This is a genomic window from Anaerotardibacter muris (assembly GCF_943192915.1).
Lineage (GTDB): Bacteria > Actinomycetota > Coriobacteriia > Coriobacteriales > Eggerthellaceae > Anaerotardibacter > Anaerotardibacter muris.
On sequence record NZ_CALPCD010000003.1, the window covers coordinates 139,705 to 160,846 of the forward strand.

The following is a 21,142-nucleotide window of genomic DNA, read 5'->3' on the forward strand; positions in this document are numbered from 1 at the left end:
ACACACTAAGGAAAGGTTTTATGGCGCGAACGCAAAACAATCGCACCCGTTCTACTTCCCAGAAAAGATCCAAGGGTTCTGCTCAGAAGCGCTCGACCCAAGGTGCCATCAAGGGAAAACCTGGTAATTACAAGAAGTCCTCAGCCGCTCCGAAGCAAGAGCTGCTCGATTCTCGTACCAAGCATGACATCGTAGGTGTCGTGCTTGCGGTGTTGGCAGTCGCGCTATTCATCACGGCGCTGCTCCCTGCCGATGGCATGGTCACCTCACTGCTTGGGGTAGGGCTTCATAGTGCTTTCGGTATCGGTGCTTACATCTTGCCATTCTTCTTGCTCGCCGTGGCTATCTCTTATTTAGTGCGCTTCGATGCAGGGTTGGTGCCCGCGCGCACGGCATTGGGTTCGCTCATCATCTTCCTTACGTTGCTCACCTTGTTCTCGACCATGATCCCGAACGCGGAATCGGATCCGAACATCGTATTCAGCCCACTCTATCTGACCAGCTTTGGCGGCTATTGCGGTGGTGCCTTTGCTTGGGTGTTCTTGCGCCTCTTCGGCTTCACCGTAACGCTGATCCTCATCATCGGGTTGTTCATCGTGGGCATCCTCATCATCGGCTTCTCGATCTCAGCCGCCTTGGAACGTATCCGTGAAGAGCGCCTCGCACGCGAAGAGCAAGAAGAGAGCGCCGAAGCTCTTTTCGCTCGCATGAATCTCGCTCATACCCAAGACCAGAATGGCCTTCCACGACGCCGCATATCGAAGAAGGCGATCGATCCGAATAAGTTACCTAATATTGCAGATCAGATGCCTGTTCAGGCTCCCGCTGGCAAGCACGCTGCAGATCAGACCATCGTACTCGATCACGATAACGCAAAAGACGCGCAAGCGCTCACTCGTAAGCTCGGCCCGCGCAAACGCAAGCTCGATGACGCAGTAGAACCTTCGAAGAACGACCAAAAGACCATCGTGCTCGACACGGATGCGGTCAATGATGCGGTAGAGAAAGCAGCCTCTGCTCCAGCTAAGAAGAAGAGACCGAAGACTCCAACTGCAATCCCTAAGCCCATGGATGGTTTCGAGCTGCCACCGTTCGATCTGCTCAACGTTAGCTCTGCTGCTGATGCCAAATCTGAGACCGATGCAACGCTCAAGATGGTCGCACAGAATCTCGAAGACACCCTGCACGATTTCGGCGTCGATGCCGATGTGGTCGGTTGGGTCGCTGGCCCTACGGTCACGCTCTTCAAGGTCGATCTTCCTTCAGGCGTACGCGTGAACCGTGTTTCGAACCTTACCGACGATATCGCTCTTGCGCTCGCATCCCCTGGCGTGCGCATCTTCGCTCCGATCCCTGGCACGAACTACGTTGGTATCGAAGTACCGAATCAAGTGCGTCAAACCGTTTACCTGGGCGATGTGCTCAAGGATGCCACAGGAGGCCCGCTCGAGATAGCTATCGGTAAGGACGTAGAGGGCGAGCGCATCGTTTCTGACCTGGCCACCATGCCACATCTACTCATCGGTGGTACCACAGGCTCTGGTAAATCGGTGGCCATCAATGGCTTCATCATGTCCATACTTATGCGCGCGACCCCTGCAGAAGTACGCTTCATCATGATCGACCCCAAACGCGTCGAGTTCACACCCTATAACGGCATCCCGCACCTGTATGTACCCGTGGTCACCGAAGCTCGTGAAGCTGCGAGCGCGCTTTCCTGGGCGGTCGCAGAGATGGAGAAGCGTCTTAAGGATTTTTCGAAGATCGGTGCGCGCAACATCGGTCAATATAACGCCAAAGCTCAAGAGTCGATCAAAGCTTACGAAAAGGATCCAGAGAACACCCAGCTGCTCGAGGAATTGCCTTATATCGTCATCATCATTGATGAGCTTGCTGACCTCATGATGAATGTAGGCAAGGAAGTCGAATTCTCCATCTCGCGCTTGGCGCAGCTTGCTCGTGCAGCAGGTATTCACCTTATCGTAGCTACGCAGCGTCCTTCCACCAACGTGGTCACGGGCCTCATCAAAGCCAATATCACCAATCGAATCGCCTTCAACGTAGCATCGGGCATCGACTCGCGTGTTGTGCTCGATACCCCTGGTGCCGAGAACCTCATCGGCCTGGGTGACTTGCTGCTTTCCAAGCCTGAACTGGCAAAACCACAGCGCATCCAAGGCTGCTTCGTCTCCGAAGACGAGATCACAGCAGTAGTCGAACACCTCAAAGAACAGGGTGAACCCGAATACCACCATGACATCCTGAAGACCAATCTCATCACCTTGGGCGACACTGCACCTGATGGAAGTGGCGGAAGTGCTGGGGGAGAAGACCCCTTGTTCTGGGATGCTGCCGAGATCGTGTGCTCATCGGGCATGGGCTCCACTTCCAACCTTCAACGACGTTTGAGCGTTGGTTATTCCCGTGCAGGTCGTATAATGGATTTACTCGAAGCAAAAGGAATCGTTGGTCCGCCCAATGGCTCCAAACCTCGTGAAGTGCTCGTCGATCCGGTCGAACTCGAATCGCTCCGCGCTCTTGAGGAAAATGACTAACACTACCTGGAGGGTCATCTGTGAACCATATCAGTTTTGGCAGTGTGCTCAAAGAGGCACGCATCTCGAAAGGTTATGAGCTCACCACGGTGTCGCGTCGTTTGCGAATTCGCCCCGACATCCTTGAGGCTATCGAGAACAGTGATTTCGAACGAATGCCACCACGCGGCTATTCGCGCAACATGATCAACGCCTATGCGCGTTTCCTTGGCTTGAACGCTAACGATGTCACGCGCATGTATCTGGACGAAAGCTATGCGAACCAGATCGGTCGCGCTCACCAGAATGCTATCGAGAATCGCTATATGCACCGCAACACCTCGCAAGCCACCTCGCGTCCTGGCAAGCGTCAACCTACCAATCAATTCAAGGCTGTTTCTTCCACGCGTCAGCGCATCGATGATGGCACGACAAGGCAGAACGGCCGTCGTATCTATTCCGATACTCCTGACGATGTTTCACGCGCCTCGGCAGCTCGCGCTCGCGCTGCAGCTCGGCTCAACCGCAATGACGATCCACAGCTGCATCCTGCGCGACGTGAAGCTATCCCTGACGGCAAATACGTGAACCTCTACGCCAATCCAGCGCGTGGTATGGGCCATGCACCGCGAAACATGCTTCCGGTCATCATCGGCGGCGCGATCGTCGTCATCATCCTCATCGCCATCATCGCCTCGGTCGTCTCATGCTCTGGAAACGATCAAGATGTGCAGAATATTCCTGTTACGGGGATCGAGAACCAAGATGGCGAAGGCCAGGGAGAAGAGACACAACCTGCCGCCGTGGCTCCCACTGACTTCACGCTCACCTATGAGGTCGAAGCTGGTAAGACTGCCTATATCGAAGTGATCGTGGACGGGAAGACCAAAGAGGCGGGCGATGTTACGGGCCAGGCTTCCCAAACCTACACCAGCTCGGGCACGATCAAGTTCGTCACTTCAAACCCGAATAACCTGGTGCTCAAGGTCGATGGGGAAGAACAGACCCTTGAAGAGAACAGCCGTGGCGTTGCGAGCGTCACCTTCAATTTCAACGAGATATTGAATAAGTGGTACGCCGATCATCCTGAAGTACAACGACCTGCGGGGTCAACAACCTCTACCACGGGCACCTCAACAGGATCGACCACCACTCCAAGCACGACACCCACCTCGACCAGTAATAACAGTTCGAGCAATTCCAACAGTTCGAACTCTGGGTCATCTTCGAATTCCACCAATTCCAGCCGCTCGGGCGACTAACCCCACGAGCACCTGAATCGAAAGGATAATCCATGGCAAAAGATTCTAGCTTCGACGTCGTATCGCAGGTTGACATCCAAGAAGTCGACAACGCATATGGCCAGGCCACCAAAGAGATCGCTCAGCGCTACGACCTGAAGGACTCAGGTGCCACCATCTCGCTCGATAAGGCGAACAAGACGCTCACCATCAATGCACCGAGTGATTTCGTAGCGAAACAGGTCATCGACATCATCAGCTCGAAGCTCGTCAAACGCGGCATCGATCTTGGTGCGGTATCTTGGGGCAAGGTCGAGGCAGCTTCTGGCGGTACCGTGAAGCAGACCGCCACCATCGTTGATGGCATCGACAAGGAAACTGCCAGCAAGATCAACAAGGATATCAAGGCCACGAAGCTCAAGGTGAAGGTCACCATCGAAGGCGATAAGCTTCGTGTTTCGGGTCCTAAGCTCGATACGCTCCAAGAAGTCATCGCATTCTTGAAAGAGCAGGACTACGGTCAACCGCTCCAATTCAACAATTATCGCTAGGCTTGCTTCATGTCCAAACGAGTATCCTTCATCACGCTAGGTTGTGCCAAGAACGAGGTAGATACGGCGCATATGACCGCTCGTCTTGTCCAAGCAGGCTATGAGGTGCTCGATTGGGAAGACCTATCGCCTGAAGCGATCGATGGGGGAGAAGCACGGCTCGATGCCATCATTGTGAATACCTGCTCGTTCTTGCGCGAAGCGATCGAAGAGAGTCTCGATACCATCTTTGACGCTGCAGGACTACCGAGCGTTGCTGATGGACGCACGAAGCTCGTGGTAACAGGCTGTCTTCCAAGCCGCTTTGGCGATGATCTCGAATCTGAACTGAGCGAGGCCCAGGCATTCATTCCGTGCAAAGACGAGACGGCTATCGTTGCCACGCTCGATCAGCTCTTCGGTATCGTTCGAGACTCGCGCACCGAAGATACCACTGGATCTATCGCGCGCACTTCGCGTCTTACCACCGCCCCAAGTGCCTATGTGAAGATATCAGATGGATGCGACCGATTCTGCTCTTTCTGTGCGATCCCCTTCATCCGTGGACGCTACCACAGCTTTACGTATGAATCCATTCATGAAGAAGTTCAGCAGCTGGTTGAACAGGGAGTGGTCGAGGTCGTTCTGATCGCACAAGATACGGGCATCTGGGGCAGCGATCTTGAACCGAAGCGAACGCTCGCAAGTCTTCTTGACTCACTTGCATCCTCTTTCCCAGGAACATGGTTTCGCGTGCTCTACATTCAGCCTGAGCACGTGAGCGAAGAGCTCTTAGCCACCATCGCTTCCCATGAGAACATCTGCAATTACCTCGATATCCCCTTCCAGCATGTCGATCGATCGCTTTTGAAATCTATGAATCGTCAAGGCTCGCGCGAAGAATTCTTGCAGCTCATCGATCGGATCAGAACCATCTTGCCCGAGGTCGCACTGCGTACCACCTATATCGTAGGTTATCCAGGTGAGACCGAAGAGCAATTCGATGCACTCTGCGATTTCGTCTCCGAGACCGATTTCGATTATGTAGGCGTATTCGCTTTCTCACCTGAAGATGGGACCCGCGCAGCCGAATTGCCCGATCGGGTCGATGAAGACACCAAACAAGAGCGGTTGCGTACGCTTCGCGAACTGGCTGATACTGTTTCTTCGAGTCAGCTCAAGCGTTTCATCGGACAGACCCTTGATGTGCTCGTCCTTGGCTGGGAAGAAGACGGGCAGTTGCTGGGACGAAGCGGATTCCAAGCACCTGACGTTGATGGCGTCACCTATCTTGATAAGGGAACTCCAGGCCAGGTCTTGCCCGTGCTGATCGAAGACACGCTCTATTACGAAATGGAGGGCACCTGTGAAGGATAAAGCTTCACCCACTAAACCCACCAACACCATCTGGACTCCCGCGAACATCGTTACCTTGGTTCGTATCTTGCTGGTACCGGTGTTCTTCGTCGCTATCATCAGCCCCTGGCCTGACTGGTTCCCCGAATGGGATGAAGCTGAAGCAGTGAAGCCGTGGTTGGCGGCGCTGCTCTTCGCTGTGCTCGCCTGTACCGATGCCCTGGATGGCTATCTTGCGCGCAGCAGGGGAGAAGTGACCAACTTCGGTAAATTCATGGATCCCCTTGCAGATAAGATCCTCGTGGCTGCTGCATTGCTCGCGCTCTGCGAACTTCAAGTGCTCCCTGCCTGGGTCGCACTCGTCATCCTTACGCGTGAATTCATCGTGTCTGGTCTACGCATGCTCGCGGCTTCTGAGGGTGTCGTGGTCGCAGCAAGCTGGTATGGTAAAGCAAAGACGGTCTTCCAGATCATCGCCATCTTGTTGTTCATCGTGAAGGACTCCCAGCCTTTCATCCAAGACCCATCCATCGAGGGTCCGCTCTATGTCATCTCCTGGATCTTCATGGCTATCGCTCTTGCGCTCACGGTTGTTTCACTCGTTGATTACCTGGCGAAATGCCGTAATATCCTTCGCTTCACACCAAGCGATACACAGAAAGGCACACCTGAGGTCATAAGCTATAGGGCCGATGGTCCTGGTAATGAAGGCTCGAAGCGAAGCTCGGAAGCAGCTCAGCTTGCCAAGCAGGTCATCGTGCTCGCGGAGCAGAAGCGAGCGAAGCTCTCGACCGCTGAGAGTTGCACGGGCGGCCTTATCGCTGGTGCGCTCACTGCTATTCCGGGCAGTTCAGCGGTGATTGAAGGCGGTATCGTTAGCTATTCCAATCAGGTGAAGCATGCAGTGCTCGGGGTTCCAACCGACGCTCTCGAGCGGCATGGTGCGGTCAGCGAACCCGTTGCCAAAGCGATGGCTGAAGGGTCGCGAAAGCATCTCAGCACCACTATCGCTGTTGCGGTTACAGGCATTGCTGGTCCTGGGGGAGGAAGCGCTGAAAAGCCCGTCGGAACAGTCTGGTTTGGCATCGATGGGCCTTCGGGAGCCTCCGCAGAAATGCTTCATTTCGATGGCGATCGCGATGAGATACGTCAGCAAACGGTCGTTCACGCCCTTGAGATGTTCAAGGCGGCACTCGAGAATATCTAAGCGCTCGCTTGGATCGTTCCTGTGATCCTTGATCGGACGATGCCTTCTCACCTGGCGATTCGTTATCCTGTTGCTGAAAAGTTCAAACAAATATGAGCTCGATGAGAGTTTTTCTTCAAAAATTATTAAGGTTCTCTCTCTATTATTTCAGGTAGAGATATTGAAATCGAACACCTGTTCGGTTATCGTATGATGTATCAGCTCAAGTTCTGATAAGGAGAACCAATGATCAAGGACAAAGAATCAACGCTCAAGATCACAACTGACGAGATCGAACGCAAATTCGGTAAAGGTTCGATCATGCGCCTTGGCGAGAGCACCGCACTGCAAGTAGAGGCGATCCCTACGGGTGCACTGCCGCTCGACATCGCATTAGGTATCGGGGGAGTGCCACGTGGCCGTATCGTCGAGATCTATGGTCCTGAATCGAGCGGCAAGACCACCGTTGCCCTTCACATCATCGCTGAAGCGCAGGCTGCTGGTGGTATCGTCGCGTTCATCGATGCAGAGCATGCCCTTGATCCTGTTTATGCAGCCCGTTTGGGTGTTGATGTCGATGAATTGCTCATTGCTCAGCCCGATACCGGCGAACAAGCGCTCGAGATCTGCGACCTGCTCGTACGCAGCGGTACCATCGATTGTGTGGTCATCGACTCCGTTGCAGCCCTTGTCCCTCGTGCAGAGATCGAAGGCGAAATGGGAGATACTACCGTTGGTCTGCAAGCGCGTCTCATGAGCCAAGCATTGCGCAAGCTCACGGGTTCGCTTTCAAAGTCCAATACCACCTGCATCTTCATCAATCAGTTGCGTGAGAAGATCGGCGTCATGTTCGGTAATCCGGAGACCACTACTGGTGGCCGTGCGCTCAAGTTCTATTCTTCGGTCCGTATCGATATCCGTCGAATCGAATCGATGAAGAAAGATGGCGAATTCATCGGCAACCGCGTGCGTGCGAAGATCGTGAAGAACAAGGTTGCTCCACCTTTCCGTCAAGCTGAATTCGATCTCATGTATGGCGAAGGGATCTCGCGTGAAGGCTGCGTACTCGACATGGGTGTCGAGGCGGGCATCGTCAACAAGAGCGGTTCATGGTTCAACTATGGTGAGGAACGTCTGGGGCAGGGTCGTGATGCGGCGAAGCGTACGCTCAAGGAAAATCCAGATCTGCGTAACGAGATAGAGAATAAGGTTCGTGAACACTTCGGTCTGTCTCTCATCGATCGCAATGGCACCCTTGAAGCCGCTCCAGAACCCGCTCCCTCTGATGTGGAAGCTTAAACTGGTCGCACATGTACATCGATAAGGAATATATCGAAAAGAGCCTTCTTCCAAACGAAGAAGGCTCTTCAGAGCAAGAAGATTCATCTGCCGCGTTCTCTGGAAGTTATATCCTAGACGAATACAATGACAGCCCCGAAGACGCCTTTCGAAAGATCGAACGCCTGTTGTCAGTTCGCGACAGATCCGTCAATGAGATCACCAGTCGTCTCCAGCGCGATAAATATACTGAACGCGCTATTACTGAATCGGTTGAACGAGCTCTTCGTTGTGGCTATCTTGATGATGCACGTTTCGCTGATGGATTCATCCGAAGTAAGCTTCGTGCATCGAAAGGGATCAACGGGATCGTGCGCGACCTCAAAGCTCACGGCATAGATGCTTACAGCATCCCTGAATTTCCCGATGCCTACATAGAAGAGCAGGGTGGTCAGCTCGAAAATGCCATTCATCTGCTCAAGCGCAAACCACCACGGGCGAAGAACAAGCGTCAAGCTGCTTATGCCAAGCTCATCCGTAATGGGTTCTCCTCGAGCATCGCGTCAAGCGCAGTCCGCTCATGGCTCACCGAATGCGAAGAAGACATGCATTTTGCGTGAGTTCGCCTAGAATGCGGTCGCTTTAGCTAGGCAAGCGAGGGTTATTCCTATATTATTTTCAGTGCTTGAGTTTTCGCGTCAACAGACGCTTGCTATAAACATATTCACTATCGTTGATCTACGCATAGCATCTGCGCGTACTCTTGCCTGGTTGTATCTGGGCATTTTTTATGCACAAAACACCAGCTAACTGCCAATAAATGGGAAGGAATACTCATGTCACTTGAGATCATCATCGGAGTTGCTGCCGGCGCGATCATCATTGGCTTCCTCATCGGTTTTCTTCTGATGAAACAGATTCAAAAAGGCCGTTCGAAAGCTGCCGCCAAAGAAGCGCAATCGATCGTTTCTGAAGCACAGCGCGAAGCCGAGAATCTCCGTCGTGAAGCTATGGTCGAAGCGAAGGACGAAGCACTTCGTGTCAAAGCAGACCTGGAAAGCGAAAGCCGTGAGCGCTTGAAAGAGATCCGCTCTACCGAGAACCGTCTCAATCAACGCGAACAGAGTCTGGATAAGCGCAGCGAATTCATGGACAAGCGCGAACATCAGATATCTTCGTTGCAAGGTCAGCTCGAGAAGAAGCAGCGTGACCTGAAAGAATCTCAGAACGAGATCAATCAGCGTCTTGAGCGCATCGCAGGTCTTTCGAGCGAAGAAGCTAAAGTGCAGTTGCTCGAAGGCCTGAAAGAAGACGTGGTCCACGAATCCGCTACCATCATCCGCGATGCAGAGATGCGCACGCGTGCTGAAGCTGACAAGAAGGCTCGTGAGATCTTGAGCATGGCCATCCAGCGTATCGCAGCGGACTATACCAGCCAGATCACGGTATCCACCATCCACATTCCTTCTGATGATCTTAAGGGCCGCATCATCGGTCGCGAAGGTCGCAACATCCGCTCCTTCGAACAGATCACAGGTACGAATCTGATCATCGATGACACCCCTGAAAGCGTCACCGTATCCTCGCATGACCCAGTGCGTCGCGAGATCGCAAGCGTCACCATGCAGAACCTCATCGCTGACGGCCGTATTCATCCTGCACGCATCGAAGAGATGTACAACAAAGCAAAGAAGCACGTTTATCAGCAGATCAAAGAGGCTGCTGCTCAAGCAACCTTCGATACCGGCATCCATGACCTTCATCCCGAACTTGAGAAGACCTTGGGCCGACTACGCTACCGCACTTCTTATGGTCAAAACGTTCTGAACCATTCTCTTGAAGTTGCCTACTTGTGCGGCATCATGGCCTCAGAGCTTGGCCTTGACCCTGTTCCTGCCCGTCGCGCTGGCTTGCTCCATGACCTTGGCAAAGCTATCGACCACGAAGTCGAAGGCTCTCATGCGGTCATTGGTGCCGACCTTGCTCGTCGCTATGGTGAAGACCCCGCTATCGTGCATGCGATCGAGGCTCACCACAACGACATCGAACCCACCAGCGTCATCGACGTGCTCGTTCAGGCTGCAGACGCAGTTTCAGCTGCTCGTCCTGGCGCCCGTAAAGAGAATCTCGAATCATATATCAAGCGCCTTGAGAAGCTCGAAGAGATCGCGAATTCTTATGACGGCGTCGAGCAGACCCACGCTATCCAGGCAGGTCGTGAAGTTCGCGTCATCGTTACCCCTGACAAGGTCGATGAAGCACGTGCTACTGTTCTTGCTCACGATATCGCTGCTCAGATCCAGAACGAAACGAAGTATCCTGGTCAGGTGAAGGTCGTTGTCATCCGCGAAACGCGTGCAGTTGATTTCGCGAAATAGTCGATCGAATCCTTTGGTCCGCTCATGACCACGAACGATCTTTCATCCTTCATCGAAGATGTTACTGGCGAAAGCTATCTCCGAGTTCAAGAGAATCTCGGGGATGGCTTCGTTCGTTTACGCGCAAAAGAAGCCCAGCGACGTCAGGCCAAACAAGACATCACCTGCTTTGAAGATGTCGTGCTCGAACTGCTCCGTAATTCACGTGACGCAGGAGCAACTGCCATCTTTGTTGCAAGCTGGAAAGAGCAGGGTAGACGTTTTCTTACCGTGCTCGACAACGGAGACGGTATCCCCGAACACCTTCACAGCACCATCTTCGAACCGTTCGTTACCTCAAAGCTCGACACCTTTCATGAGGATCGCTGGGGCGTTCATGGCCGCGGGATGGCTCTCTATTCGATCAAAGAGAATGTTGATGAAGCCCTGATCCGCTATTCGCAGCTTGGAGCAGGTACGGCACTCTCCGCACATGCACTCAACACTAAATTGGGGGAGAAGATCGACCAATCCACGCTACCCTACATTCATTTCAGCGAAACAGGGGAGCGCATCATGCGCGGTCCGCGTAATATCGCGCGCGTTGCCATGGAGTTCGCTTTGGATTCTGCTGGTGATGTTCAGATATTCTTCGGTAGTCCTGTTGAGATAGCTGCAACCCTCTTGCATTTCGATGAGGAGAGCGAAAGCACCCTTCACCCAAGCGAAGGCGATACCGTGGTGAACTATCTGAAATACATCTATGATCCTGAAGCATTTGCTGAGCGTGCTGGCGAGCTTGGTCTGCCCTTATCTTCACGCAGTGCACGCCGTATCTTGAATGATCAGATCGAACCTCTTGAGCCTTTCATCACGCGCCTTGCCTTCGAGAATGCCCGCGGGGAGCTTATCTCGCAAGATCCACAGGAATCGAACAATACCGATCAGGATCGAACTGCTGAGAACATATATCGTGACCAGCGCAAACTGAAGATGAGCAAAGATGATCTTGAAGCTTTTCAAAACGCGCTCGAAGATGCTTTTGCAACACTAGCCGAGCATTACTATCTTGAACAGACCGAAGCCCCGAAGTTCCGCACTTCCTCAGACAAGCTCACCATAACCATACCGTTCAGGATGTTACACTGACCCTCTTCGTCTCCTCACAACGGTCAGGTTTGCAGAATTGTCCCTGAATCGGTAAAATACCATATCAACAACACTATGAATAAAGCTCAACTGCACTACAAATTTTGAAAGAAACGCTGATGCCAAACACCAACCCACAGAGCAACTACGCGCACCCGTCCGAAGCGCACTGTCTCAAAGTCTCTTCTAAATCATCTCCCGCATCAGTTGCAGGTGCCGTTGCAGGCATGATCAAAGACGGCGTTCCTGTAGAGATCCAATCTGTCGGTGCAGGTGCGGTCAACCAAGCCGTAAAAGCGATCGCTATTTCTCGCGGATTCCTCTCTCCAGTAGGTATCGATATCGTTTGCATTCCTTCTTTTGCAGATATCGTCATCGATGGGGAATACCGCACTGCTATCAGGTTCAGTGTTCAACCTCGCTGATCCATCGAGAAGGTTCCTATGACCACTGGTCACCACCTCGACAATCGAACATTTCACGTAATCACCTTCGGGTGTCAGATGAACAAGCACGACTCAGAGCGTATCGTTGGCATGCTCGAATCCTATGGCGCCCGACAAGTTCAAAGCGTCGAAGAATCAGAGATCGTCATCTTCATGACCTGCTGCGTGCGTGCCGCTGCTGAAACGCGCTTGAAGGGCCATGTGGCCTCCCTGAAGAACATCCCTTTGCCTGAAGGTTCAACGCTCGATCAGCGCATCATTGCTATCGGCGGCTGTATAGGACAGAACGAAGCTGGAGCTCTCATCGACGAGCTTCCGCATGTTAGCGCAGTCTTTGGCACCTTCAACCTCTCGAGCGTACCTGAGCTGCTCGCTCAAGCGCTCGAGACGCATTCTCCAGCAGTAGAAGTGCTCGAAGCGGCCGATGAATTCCCGACCTGTTTGCCTTCTCATCGGGAAGTTCCCTGGTCAGCATGGCTCCCTATTTCTATAGGATGTAATAATTTCTGTACCTATTGCATCGTGCCCTACGTGCGTGGCCGAGAGAAATCTCGCACCCTGGAAGACATCACCGCTGAGGCTCAGACGCTGGTCGATCAGGGCGTGAAAGAGATCACGCTGCTCGGTCAAAACGTCAATTCCTATGGGCGAGACCTCTATGGAGAACCTCGTTTCGCTGATCTGCTCAAAGCAGTATCAGACACTGGCATCGAACGCTTGCGTTTCGCCACTTCACACCCTAAAGATCTTACCGATGAGGTGATCGCAGCCTTTCGCGATCTACCCAATGTGATGCCTGCGCTCCACTTGCCGGTCCAATCGGGATCGAATCGCATCCTCGACAAGATGAACCGTCGTTATACGCGTGAGCATTACCTTGGTATCGTCAACAAGCTTCGAGAAGCCTGTCCAAATATCGCGCTTTCTACCGACATCATCGTTGGATTTCCTGGAGAGACCGAGCAAGACTTTCAGGATACCTATGACCTGATCGATGAAATAGGCTACCATCAAGTCTTCACGTTCATCTATTCGCCTCGCGAAGGAACACCTGCGGCCGAACTTACGCAAGACACCCCCCGCGAAGTCATCCAGGAGCGATTCGACCGTTTGGTGAATCTTGTTCAGGCAAAAGCCTATGACGCCAATCAGGTCGATGTCGGTGCGCGCATCCCTGTGCTCATCGAAGGGGTATCTAAACGTGACAGCTCGATCCTTGCAGGCAAGAGCCCCAAGAATCAAACGGTGCATGCCCCCATTCCTGAAGGAACTGATCTTGACGAGCTGCTTGGAACCATTGTTGAGGTCGAGGTCGATGAAGCAAAGACGTGGTATCTCAAAGGCCACATCATCTAACCATGGCCACGATGAACACATCCTCAAGTCATACTCCACTCGATGCTTTTGAGCGACCCGTCATCGCCATCACCGGCCCTACTGCCTCAGGAAAATCAACCCTGGCTCAAGAGGTTGCACTTCGGCTTGATGGGGAAGTGGTCTCAGCTGATTCCATGCAAATCTACCGTCACATGGATATCGGCACTGCAAAGGTGCTTCCAGAAGAACAGCAAGTTCCTCATCACCTGATCGATATCCTTGATCCAGGCGAATCGTATTCGGCATCGCTCTTTCAAGAACAATCGCGTGCCGCTTTCCAAGATATCTACGACCGCGGCAAGGTTCCCATCCTTTGCGGAGGTACAGGGTTCTACGTACAATCTTCTTTGGAAGATATGCGGTTCCCTGACGGCGAGCAAGACGACAACCCGCTACGTGAAGCATACGAAACGCTGCAGCGGGAACAAGGCAATGAAGCCTTATGGAGCATCTTGAACGAAAAGGATCCCGCAGCCGCAGCGCTCATCCACCCCAATAATTTCAAACGGGTCATTCGTGCTATCGAGATGCACGAAGAGGGCATATCCTATGCTGACCAGGTAAAGAACATCAAGGCGCTTCCAGAAGCGGTCTGGTCGCTGCGTTTCTTCCTTCAAGTTGACCCTTTTATGCTTGCCGATCGCATCAACACCCGCGTTGATGCGATGATCGATGCAGGGCTTATCGAAGAAGTCGAAGCGCTCCAAGCGCTTGGATTCGAAGGGGCTCTCACTGCACCGCAAGCTATCGGCTACAAAGAGATCATCGCTGCAAAAAGGGGAGAGATGACCCTCGAACGCGCTATCAAACAGATAAAGATTGCTACCAGGCGTTATGCTAAACGACAACGAAGCTGGTTTCGGCGTGATGACCGCCTTATCATTCTTGACGCAGACGATCTCACCACGAATGAGCTTGCGGATATCGTTTGTGAGCACTATCAAGCAGCCTTGAAACAAGGGCCTCTGCGCTAGAATACAGCTAACCGAGCCAATACGAGATAGACTAAGGAAGCCTTGACCAAACTTCACGTGAAAAGAATCGAGCAAGATCTTGCAGAACGCGCTGTGCTGGTTGGTGTCAAACGACCAAATCAGCAATGGCCAACAGAGTCCTCCTTGCTCGAACTTGCGCGCTTAGCTGATACCGCAGGCGCAGAAGTGGTCGCAACCACCTTTCAAAAGCTCGATTCACTTAATCCTAAGACCTTCATCGGTTCGGGCAAGGTTGAAGAAGTAGCCGATCTCTGTCGGTCATTTTCTGCCGATGTGGTCATCTTCGATGATGAACTTTCCCCATCGCAGCAATCGAATCTGGAGAAGCTGATCGGTAAGGATATCAAGATCATCGATCGCACTGCTCTTATCTTGGATATCTTCGCCCTGCACGCTACCAGCCGCGAAGGACGCCTGCAAGTGCGTCTCGCACAAAACGAATATCTCTTGCCACGTTTGCGCGGCATGTGGGCCCATCTTGCCTCTAATCGCATGGGCGGCGGTGTCGGATCGCGCTTTGGTGAAGGTGAGAGCCAGCTCGAAGTTGACCGCCGCATGGTCCGCAAGCGCATCACCTCTATCAAGCGAGAACTTGCCGATATCGCAAAGACTCGTTCGCTCCAGCGCAAACAGCGCTACCGATCAGGCATCTACAAGGTTGCGCTAGCAGGGTACACTAACGCAGGTAAATCAAGTCTGCTCAATACCATCACCGGATCTGAAGTGCTCAGCTATGACAAACTGTTCGCTACGCTCGATTCCACCACGCGCCAGCTCGTCATCCCAGATGGACGTGAATTGACCCTCACCGATACCGTAGGGTTCATCCAGAAGCTCCCTACAACACTGGTCGAAGCATTCAAATCTACCCTTGACGAGATATGCGGTGCAGACCTTATCCTGCAGGTAGTGGACAGCTCAGACGACAACTTCATGGAACAGATCGACACGGTCAATGAAGTGCTCGAGCAGATCGGAGCTGAAGAGATCTCGCGTATCCTTGTCTTCAACAAGATCGATCTTTTAGCACTTGAACAGCTTACCGCCTACCAGAAGCGCTTCCCTCAGGCAGTATTCACCTCGACCGTTGATCATCACGGTATCGATGACCTGATCAAGCGCATCGGCATAGCCGCAGAAGCTCATCAAGTATTCCTTGAGGTGCTGATACCGTTCACGAGGGGAGACCTGGTCTCATTCGCCCACAAGCGTTGCTCGATCCTTTCCGAAGAGTACACCGATCAGGGCACGAAGATGAGCTTGCGGGTATCACCCGAGTTCACGGGACAATTCAAAGAGTTCGTCGTAGAGAGCGACCCAGTCGAAACAGAGCATCAATCCAATATATAGCCTAGGCTTTGAACCATGCTCACACGCGCGTTCAGGCACAAACCGAACATGAGGCTCGATATTTTAGATCCATGATAGCGTGAAGGGATACGAGCTTAGTAGACCTTGCGCATTACCGCTACGACCTTGCCAACGATCGCGCAATCTTTTACGATGATGGGCTCCATCGAGGAGTTCTCAGGCTGTAAGCGGATATGATCGGCTTCTTTGAAGAAGCGCTTCACCGTTGCACCGTCTTCTATGAGCGCAACCACTATCTCTCCGTTGCGTGCTACCTGTTGTTCCTTCACCACCACGTAATCGCCATCATTGATACCAGCTTCGATCATCGAATCTCCGCGAACTGACAGGATGAACGATGCAGAATCTCCCACCAATTCAGTGGGGAGCGTGAGCGTATTCTCGATATTCTGCTCAGCCAGGATAGGTTCTCCTGCAGCAACATTCCCGACCACTGGAAGGGACACCACATTCTCATATGCAGCAGATCCATGAGCAGGCGATCCATCCTTGTGAGGCAGCGCAATAGAACGCGATTTCAAGGAGTCGCGAACGATATACCCCTTTTCTTCGAGCGTACGAAGATGGACATGGACCGTTGATGGGGAAGAGAGGTTGACCGCATCGCAGATCTCACGCACCGTAGGACCGAAGCCCTTATGTTCGATATATTGCTCGATGTAGTCGTAGATCTGCTGCTGGCGCTTAGTAAGTGTAGCCATGATTTTCCCTCTCTACAAACATTTGTTCGTTTTTTCGTTGACAAGAACGTATGTTCGATATAAAGTATACACGAACAAAAGTTCTATGCAAGAGGGAGAGACGGATCATGGCACAAACACAGCACAGTTTTCACACCGATGGCTCGAACGCACTTAAGGCTCAGGAAGCAGCCTATGATGTATTCGTCAAACCTCAGTTTTCATCAGAACGATCAGTTTCGATCATCGATTTCGAGGATGCTCGTCACGGCATCGTTGGACAGATCGGATCAGAAGAAACACCCTTGTTCACATTACACGGATCAGATGCTTCCGATTCTCTCGCATCACGGATCGTATCCAAGGTCAAAGGCGATCATTTGCTGAAGGACCTGTTCTCGCAGCACGAAAAGGGTAGTTACCGTTCTGCTGACCTGGCATTATTCGCTAAAGGTTTCTCTTTCTGTGGACTAGCTACCTTCGTTATGATCCTTTTTGGTGCATAATACCAGTTCAGATGCTATTTTTTACCTGAATCCAGTTGTCGAAGTTTCTTGTAGCACGTTTTCATACACAAGATATTGTGGTACCGTATGTTCAAGACGAACAAAGGAGCCTCATGCGTTGCCCATCTTGTGGTTATATTGAATCTAAGGTCGTGGACTCACGACCTGCAGATGAAGGCGCTTCGATCCGTAGACGCCGCGAATGCCTTGAATGCGGAAATCGTTTCACTACCTATGAACGCTTAGGCGATAACCCATTCGTTATCACGAAGAGCGATAATTCCTCTGAAGCCTACAATCGTGATAAATTGTTCCGCGGCATCCTCATTGCATGCGCAAAGCGTCCGATCACTCCTGAACAGATATCAGAGATCGTAGACAATATCGAACGCGAATTACGTTCTAATGTGAAGAATGAGATCTCATCTAAAGAACTTGGCGACCTAACCTTGTCTTATCTTGCAGATCTTGATGAAGTTGCCTATATCCGTTTTGCGAGCGTCTATAAAGACTTCCAAAACATCGAAGAATTCAGCGACGCGCTCACCGCGATCAATAAATAGGTCATCGATCGCTCCCTGGATCGCTCATTTTCACTGTTTGAAAAAATGACGCTCTGAGAGCGTTTCTAAGGCGTTTTAAGCATTATGGACGATATCTTACTCATGAATTTTACCAAGACGGCCTCAGAAGCCGTTATACCGTCTCGTGGTCGAAAAGGCGATGCTGGGTATGATCTATCGAGCATCGAGGATGTTATCCTGCAGCCATTCGAGCGAAAGCTCATTGGGACTGGCATCTCGATCGAGCTTCCCGAAGGCTATGGAGCGTTGATCCTACCAAGAAGTGGCAATGCCATCAATAAGGGTCTGTCATTGGTGAACACGCCAGGACTGATCGATTCTAACTATCGAGGCGAACTTAAAGCGATCGCCATAAATCTTGACCCAAAAGAACCGATCAAGATCTCTAAAGGCGATCGTATCGCGCAACTCATAACCATCAAAGTCGCAGACGTGCATTTCAATGAGGTAGGGTCTTTGGAAGGTACGAACCGCGGTGACGCAGGTTTTGGCTCCAGTGGCCAATAGTCGCTCCCCTCGTATAGTAACGTTATTATTCGATAATATATCTTATGTAAACTAGCATTATTCATTCATACCCCCTGTTCAGAATGCGGTTTCAGAAACTACCCTGGGAAACCCTTAAGCAAAATATCGTTTGCGCAATGCGAGCAAGAAGATAACGCAAACGATGATGGAGAGCACTTCAGCAACGGGCACTGCGCACCAAACACCAGTGACACCCCACCAATTCGAGAACAAGATAAGACACGCCAAAACGAACACGAAGCTGCGTAGCAGTGAAATGGTCGCCGAGACCGCGCCGTTAGAGAGCGCCGTGAACATGTTGGAGGTCATCAGGCTTACTCCAGCGAACAAGAAGCCTGCGGCAAAGATACGCAAGCCCTGGCTTGCCATATAGAACAGATCGGTCCCAGGAGTTGCGAAGATACCCACAAGGAACTCATTGCCGATCATGCTAATTGCATAAACGATGATCGACCCCGCGATAACGAAACCATAGGCATCCTTCACTATGCGTTTGAGCTGGTCCTTCTTACCTGCACCATAGTTGTAGCTGATGATGGGAGCGATGCCGCTTGCAAACCCATAAAAACCTGCAGTGAACAGGAATTCTAGATAGAGGATGACCGTGATGGCAGCCACACCTTGCTCCCCCGCCAAACGGATCATGATCAAGTTGTACGAAAGCGTGATGACCATCGCAGCAAGATTCGAGATCATCTCAGAGATACCATTGGTGCAGCTCTTCAAGATCATACGGATACATCTCACGGGACGTTCGAAATGCAAACTATGCTTCTTGTTGAAGAAATACACTAGACCGACTATCACAGGAATGCATGTTGCAAGCCCCGTTGCGATGGCCGCGCCTTTGATGCCTACATCAAACACCACGATGAGGAAGTAGTCACCCACCATATTGAACAGACCCGAGCAAAGCGTAGCAATAAGGCCGAGCTTTGGCGTACCCGCCGTGATGAAATAGCTGCTGAACATCAGCTCCAGCACCCATGCGACCAAGAAGGGCATGATGTACCAGCAGTATTCCTCACACAGCGGCAACAGCACCTCGGTCGCACCCAAGGACACCAGCAACGCATCCATGAACAGGACCAACACGATCATCAGCACCAGGCCCAGCAAGACACCGAAAAGCACGAGCGTGCTCAAGTTCTGACATGCTAGCTTCTCATCCCCCTCACCGATGTTCTTCGCCACAACAGCCGAACCACCAGCACCGAGCATCACACCAAAACCCATGACGAACGAGAACATCGGGTTGACGATATTAAGAGCGGATAGCGCATTCACTGATACGAATTGCGCCACGAATACGCCATCGACCATCGTGTAGATGGACGTGAACAACATCATGCAAACGGTAGGAAGGGCGTATCTCAAGAGCCCTAGCGCGCCAAAATTCTGCGCGATCCTATTTTCAGACATACGAATAACTCCCCAGATAAAGAGATAAGACTATGGGTTCATCCGGCGCAAAAACGCCACATAAGCTCGTAATCTACATCGATCCCTCCATCAAGCCTTCGAGTTATGCTCAGGCTTGCGCCTGTTCGATCTCAAGATACTTCTCATAAAGGCCAGGTAACATCTTCTTGATCGAGCGTGGCTTGAAATCGCCCGCTTGAACCAAACAATGGGTCGTCGATCCTTCAACGCGCGGCTTAGTGGTCTGAGGATCATCGCCCTTAAGAAATACACGGTAGCTATACGTGGTCTTCACGGGTGTGGTATGAGAAATGCGAGTATAGATAGTAGCCGTTTCACCGAAGCGAAATGGGATACCGTACTGGATCTCAGCCTTCACGACCGGGCACAAGAATCCGTCAGCTTCGATCTGCGGATACGGAAAGCCGATCTCTTCGAGCAATCTGCAACGTGCAACGTCGAACCAGCTGAAATAATTGGAATGATAGACAACGCCCATGCAATCAGTCTCAGAATAGCGAACTTCCATTTCCGACTGGAACTCCATTAGTGCACTTCCCTTCTCTTGCAACTCCTGATAAATACTAGCTTATATAATGGAGGTTGCATGAAACGATTGTTTAAGCGAGGCGATTCTTTGAACCAACGACCGCAGAGCCGCAAGCCGTCCCCTCAGTATGAAACGCTCACCCCACGTCTTGCATTCCAGCTGATGGCGCCTCATACGCTCGCGCCTTCGATCTTGGCGGTGCTCTTCTCTATCGTCTATACCGCGCTCTCATTCTCAGGAACCATCAATCTGGCGCTTTCGGTCGTGCTGTTCTGCATCTGCGCGCTGATGCAGGCGGCGGCGAATACGCTGAACGATTATTTTGACTACAAGAAGGGCACCGATTCGCTCGATAATTCATCGGACGACTCCTTTGATGCGGTGCTCGTGTACAACAAGCTCGATCCCAAACATGTGCTCATCTTTGCGATCGCGCAGTTAGTGCTCGCAGCCGCTCTTGGTGCCTACATAGTTTTTGTTTCAGGCTATATTCCCCTGGTCATCGGCATTATCGGCGCCATCGTGGTGGTCATCTATTCTGCAGGCAAGACCCCCCTCTCCTACTTGCCCATTGGTGAGATTGCCATCGGATTCACGATGGGCGGTCTTATTCCACTCGCATGCGCATATGTGCTCTCAGGCGTGCTCGACTGGTCGATGCTGGTCATCGCGCTTCCGCTCATGATAGGTATCGGTATGATCCTTGCCACGAATAACACCTGCGATATAGAAAAGGATATAGAAGCAAGAAGGCACACGCTCGCTGTATCGCTTGGCCGCGCACGGGCAGTAAGTCTCTATCAGATCATGGTGGTCGTGTGGATGGCATGCATCATCGTGCTTGAACTGGTGTTCTACACCAAAGGTCTACCCTTTGGTCTTCTGATGCTGGCTGCTGCATTCCCTGTGCTCAGGGCTCTTCTGAAAAATCCGCTCATCCAAGCATCACGTGATGGCGCAATGGCGCAGATCATCAGCTTGAACGTCATCTTCGCATCATTCTATTGCCTTGCCATTGCGATGACCAACTGCATCACGTACATCATCTGATC

Annotated in this window: 20 protein-coding genes; 17 read left to right on the plus strand and 3 right to left on the minus strand. The window is 51.9% G+C overall.

Features of this window, described 5'->3' with window-relative positions:
* Positions 1-20 precede the first annotated feature (20 nt).
* The 13 genes from NFR25_RS03785 (at position 21) to hflX (ending at position 15,799) form a co-directional block, all read left to right on the plus strand.
* Positions 21-2,555: an FtsK/SpoIIIE family DNA translocase gene (locus NFR25_RS03785; RefSeq protein WP_251197915.1), complete on the plus strand. Its 2,535-nt coding sequence runs from the start codon at positions 21-23 to the stop codon at positions 2,553-2,555.
* A gap of 20 nt (positions 2,556-2,575) precedes the next feature.
* Positions 2,576-3,796 carry a helix-turn-helix domain-containing protein gene (locus tag NFR25_RS03790; protein ID WP_251197916.1) on the plus strand — a complete coding sequence of 407 codons (1,221 nt, stop codon included), beginning with the start codon at positions 2,576-2,578 and terminating at the stop codon, positions 3,794-3,796.
* 32 nt (positions 3,797-3,828) lie between these two features.
* Positions 3,829-4,326, plus strand: a complete 498-nt coding sequence (locus NFR25_RS03795; protein ID WP_251197917.1) for a YajQ family cyclic di-GMP-binding protein — start codon at positions 3,829-3,831, stop codon at positions 4,324-4,326.
* Between the two features lie 9 nt (positions 4,327-4,335).
* Positions 4,336-5,682 (plus strand): 30S ribosomal protein S12 methylthiotransferase RimO, encoded by a 1,347-nt coding sequence (gene rimO, locus NFR25_RS03800; RefSeq protein WP_251197918.1) that lies wholly within the window; start codon positions 4,336-4,338, stop codon positions 5,680-5,682.
* Positions 5,672-6,868, plus strand: a complete 1,197-nt coding sequence (gene pgsA, locus NFR25_RS03805) for a CDP-diacylglycerol--glycerol-3-phosphate 3-phosphatidyltransferase (RefSeq protein WP_251197919.1) — start codon at positions 5,672-5,674, stop codon at positions 6,866-6,868. Before rimO ends, pgsA begins: the two co-directional genes overlap by 11 nt.
* Positions 6,869-7,093: 225 nt before the next feature.
* Positions 7,094-8,146 (plus strand): recombinase RecA, encoded by a 1,053-nt coding sequence (gene recA / locus NFR25_RS03810; RefSeq protein ID WP_251197920.1) that lies wholly within the window; start codon positions 7,094-7,096, stop codon positions 8,144-8,146.
* 11 nt (positions 8,147-8,157) lie between these two features.
* On the plus strand, positions 8,158-8,745 hold the full coding sequence (locus tag NFR25_RS03815) for a regulatory protein RecX (protein WP_251197921.1): 588 nt from the start codon (positions 8,158-8,160) through the stop codon (positions 8,743-8,745).
* Between the two features lie 216 nt (positions 8,746-8,961).
* Complete coding sequence (rny, locus tag NFR25_RS03820; protein ID WP_251197922.1) at positions 8,962-10,503, plus strand: ribonuclease Y; 1,542 nt, start codon at positions 8,962-8,964, stop codon at positions 10,501-10,503.
* Between the two features lie 24 nt (positions 10,504-10,527).
* Complete coding sequence (locus tag NFR25_RS03825) at positions 10,528-11,631, plus strand: ATP-binding protein (RefSeq protein WP_251197923.1); 1,104 nt, start codon at positions 10,528-10,530, stop codon at positions 11,629-11,631.
* Between the two features lie 119 nt (positions 11,632-11,750).
* A complete protein-coding gene (locus tag NFR25_RS03830; protein ID WP_251197924.1) occupies positions 11,751-12,056 on the plus strand; it encodes a stage V sporulation protein S in 306 nt (101 codons plus the stop codon).
* Between the two features lie 18 nt (positions 12,057-12,074).
* Positions 12,075-13,433, plus strand: coding sequence for a tRNA (N6-isopentenyl adenosine(37)-C2)-methylthiotransferase MiaB (gene miaB, locus NFR25_RS03835; protein WP_251197925.1), 1,359 nt, complete (start codon positions 12,075-12,077; stop codon positions 13,431-13,433).
* A 2-nt stretch (positions 13,434-13,435) separates the two neighbouring features.
* Positions 13,436-14,428, plus strand: coding sequence for a tRNA (adenosine(37)-N6)-dimethylallyltransferase MiaA (miaA, locus tag NFR25_RS03840; protein ID WP_251197926.1), 993 nt, complete (start codon positions 13,436-13,438; stop codon positions 14,426-14,428).
* A gap of 42 nt (positions 14,429-14,470) precedes the next feature.
* A complete protein-coding gene (gene hflX, locus NFR25_RS03845; RefSeq protein ID WP_251197927.1) occupies positions 14,471-15,799 on the plus strand; it encodes a GTPase HflX in 1,329 nt (442 codons plus the stop codon).
* Positions 15,800-15,894: 95 nt separating this feature from the next.
* Here hflX and lexA read toward each other — a convergent pair whose 3' ends face one another.
* Positions 15,895-16,521 carry a transcriptional repressor LexA gene (gene lexA / locus NFR25_RS03850; RefSeq protein ID WP_251197928.1) on the minus strand — a complete coding sequence of 209 codons (627 nt, stop codon included), beginning with the start codon at positions 16,519-16,521 and terminating at the stop codon, positions 15,895-15,897.
* Positions 16,522-16,628: 107 nt separating this feature from the next.
* On the opposite strand from lexA, the gene NFR25_RS03855 reads away from it, so the two are divergent.
* From NFR25_RS03855 to dut, 3 genes are all read left to right on the plus strand, one after another.
* Complete coding sequence (locus NFR25_RS03855) at positions 16,629-17,006, plus strand: hypothetical protein (RefSeq protein ID WP_251197929.1); 378 nt, start codon at positions 16,629-16,631, stop codon at positions 17,004-17,006.
* Positions 17,007-17,119: 113 nt separating this feature from the next.
* Positions 17,120-17,569: a transcriptional regulator NrdR gene (nrdR, locus tag NFR25_RS03860; protein ID WP_251197930.1), complete on the plus strand. Its 450-nt coding sequence runs from the start codon at positions 17,120-17,122 to the stop codon at positions 17,567-17,569.
* A gap of 84 nt (positions 17,570-17,653) precedes the next feature.
* Entirely contained in the window at positions 17,654-18,097 is a 444-nt protein-coding gene (gene dut, locus NFR25_RS03865; RefSeq protein ID WP_251197931.1) for a dUTP diphosphatase, read from the plus strand.
* Between the two features lie 114 nt (positions 18,098-18,211).
* Here the strand turns inward: dut and NFR25_RS03870 are convergent, their stop codons facing one another.
* Together NFR25_RS03870 and NFR25_RS03875 are read right to left on the minus strand one after the other, a co-directional pair.
* Complete coding sequence (locus NFR25_RS03870; RefSeq protein ID WP_251197932.1) at positions 18,212-19,540, minus strand: MATE family efflux transporter; 1,329 nt, start codon at positions 19,538-19,540, stop codon at positions 18,212-18,214.
* A gap of 109 nt (positions 19,541-19,649) precedes the next feature.
* Positions 19,650-20,087 (minus strand): acyl-CoA thioesterase, encoded by a 438-nt coding sequence (locus NFR25_RS03875; protein ID WP_251197933.1) that lies wholly within the window; start codon positions 20,085-20,087, stop codon positions 19,650-19,652.
* A gap of 60 nt (positions 20,088-20,147) precedes the next feature.
* On the opposite strand from NFR25_RS03875, the gene NFR25_RS03880 reads away from it, so the two are divergent.
* Positions 20,148-21,140 carry a prenyltransferase gene (locus tag NFR25_RS03880; RefSeq protein ID WP_251197934.1) on the plus strand — a complete coding sequence of 331 codons (993 nt, stop codon included), beginning with the start codon at positions 20,148-20,150 and terminating at the stop codon, positions 21,138-21,140.
* Positions 21,141-21,142: the final 2 nt, after the last annotated feature.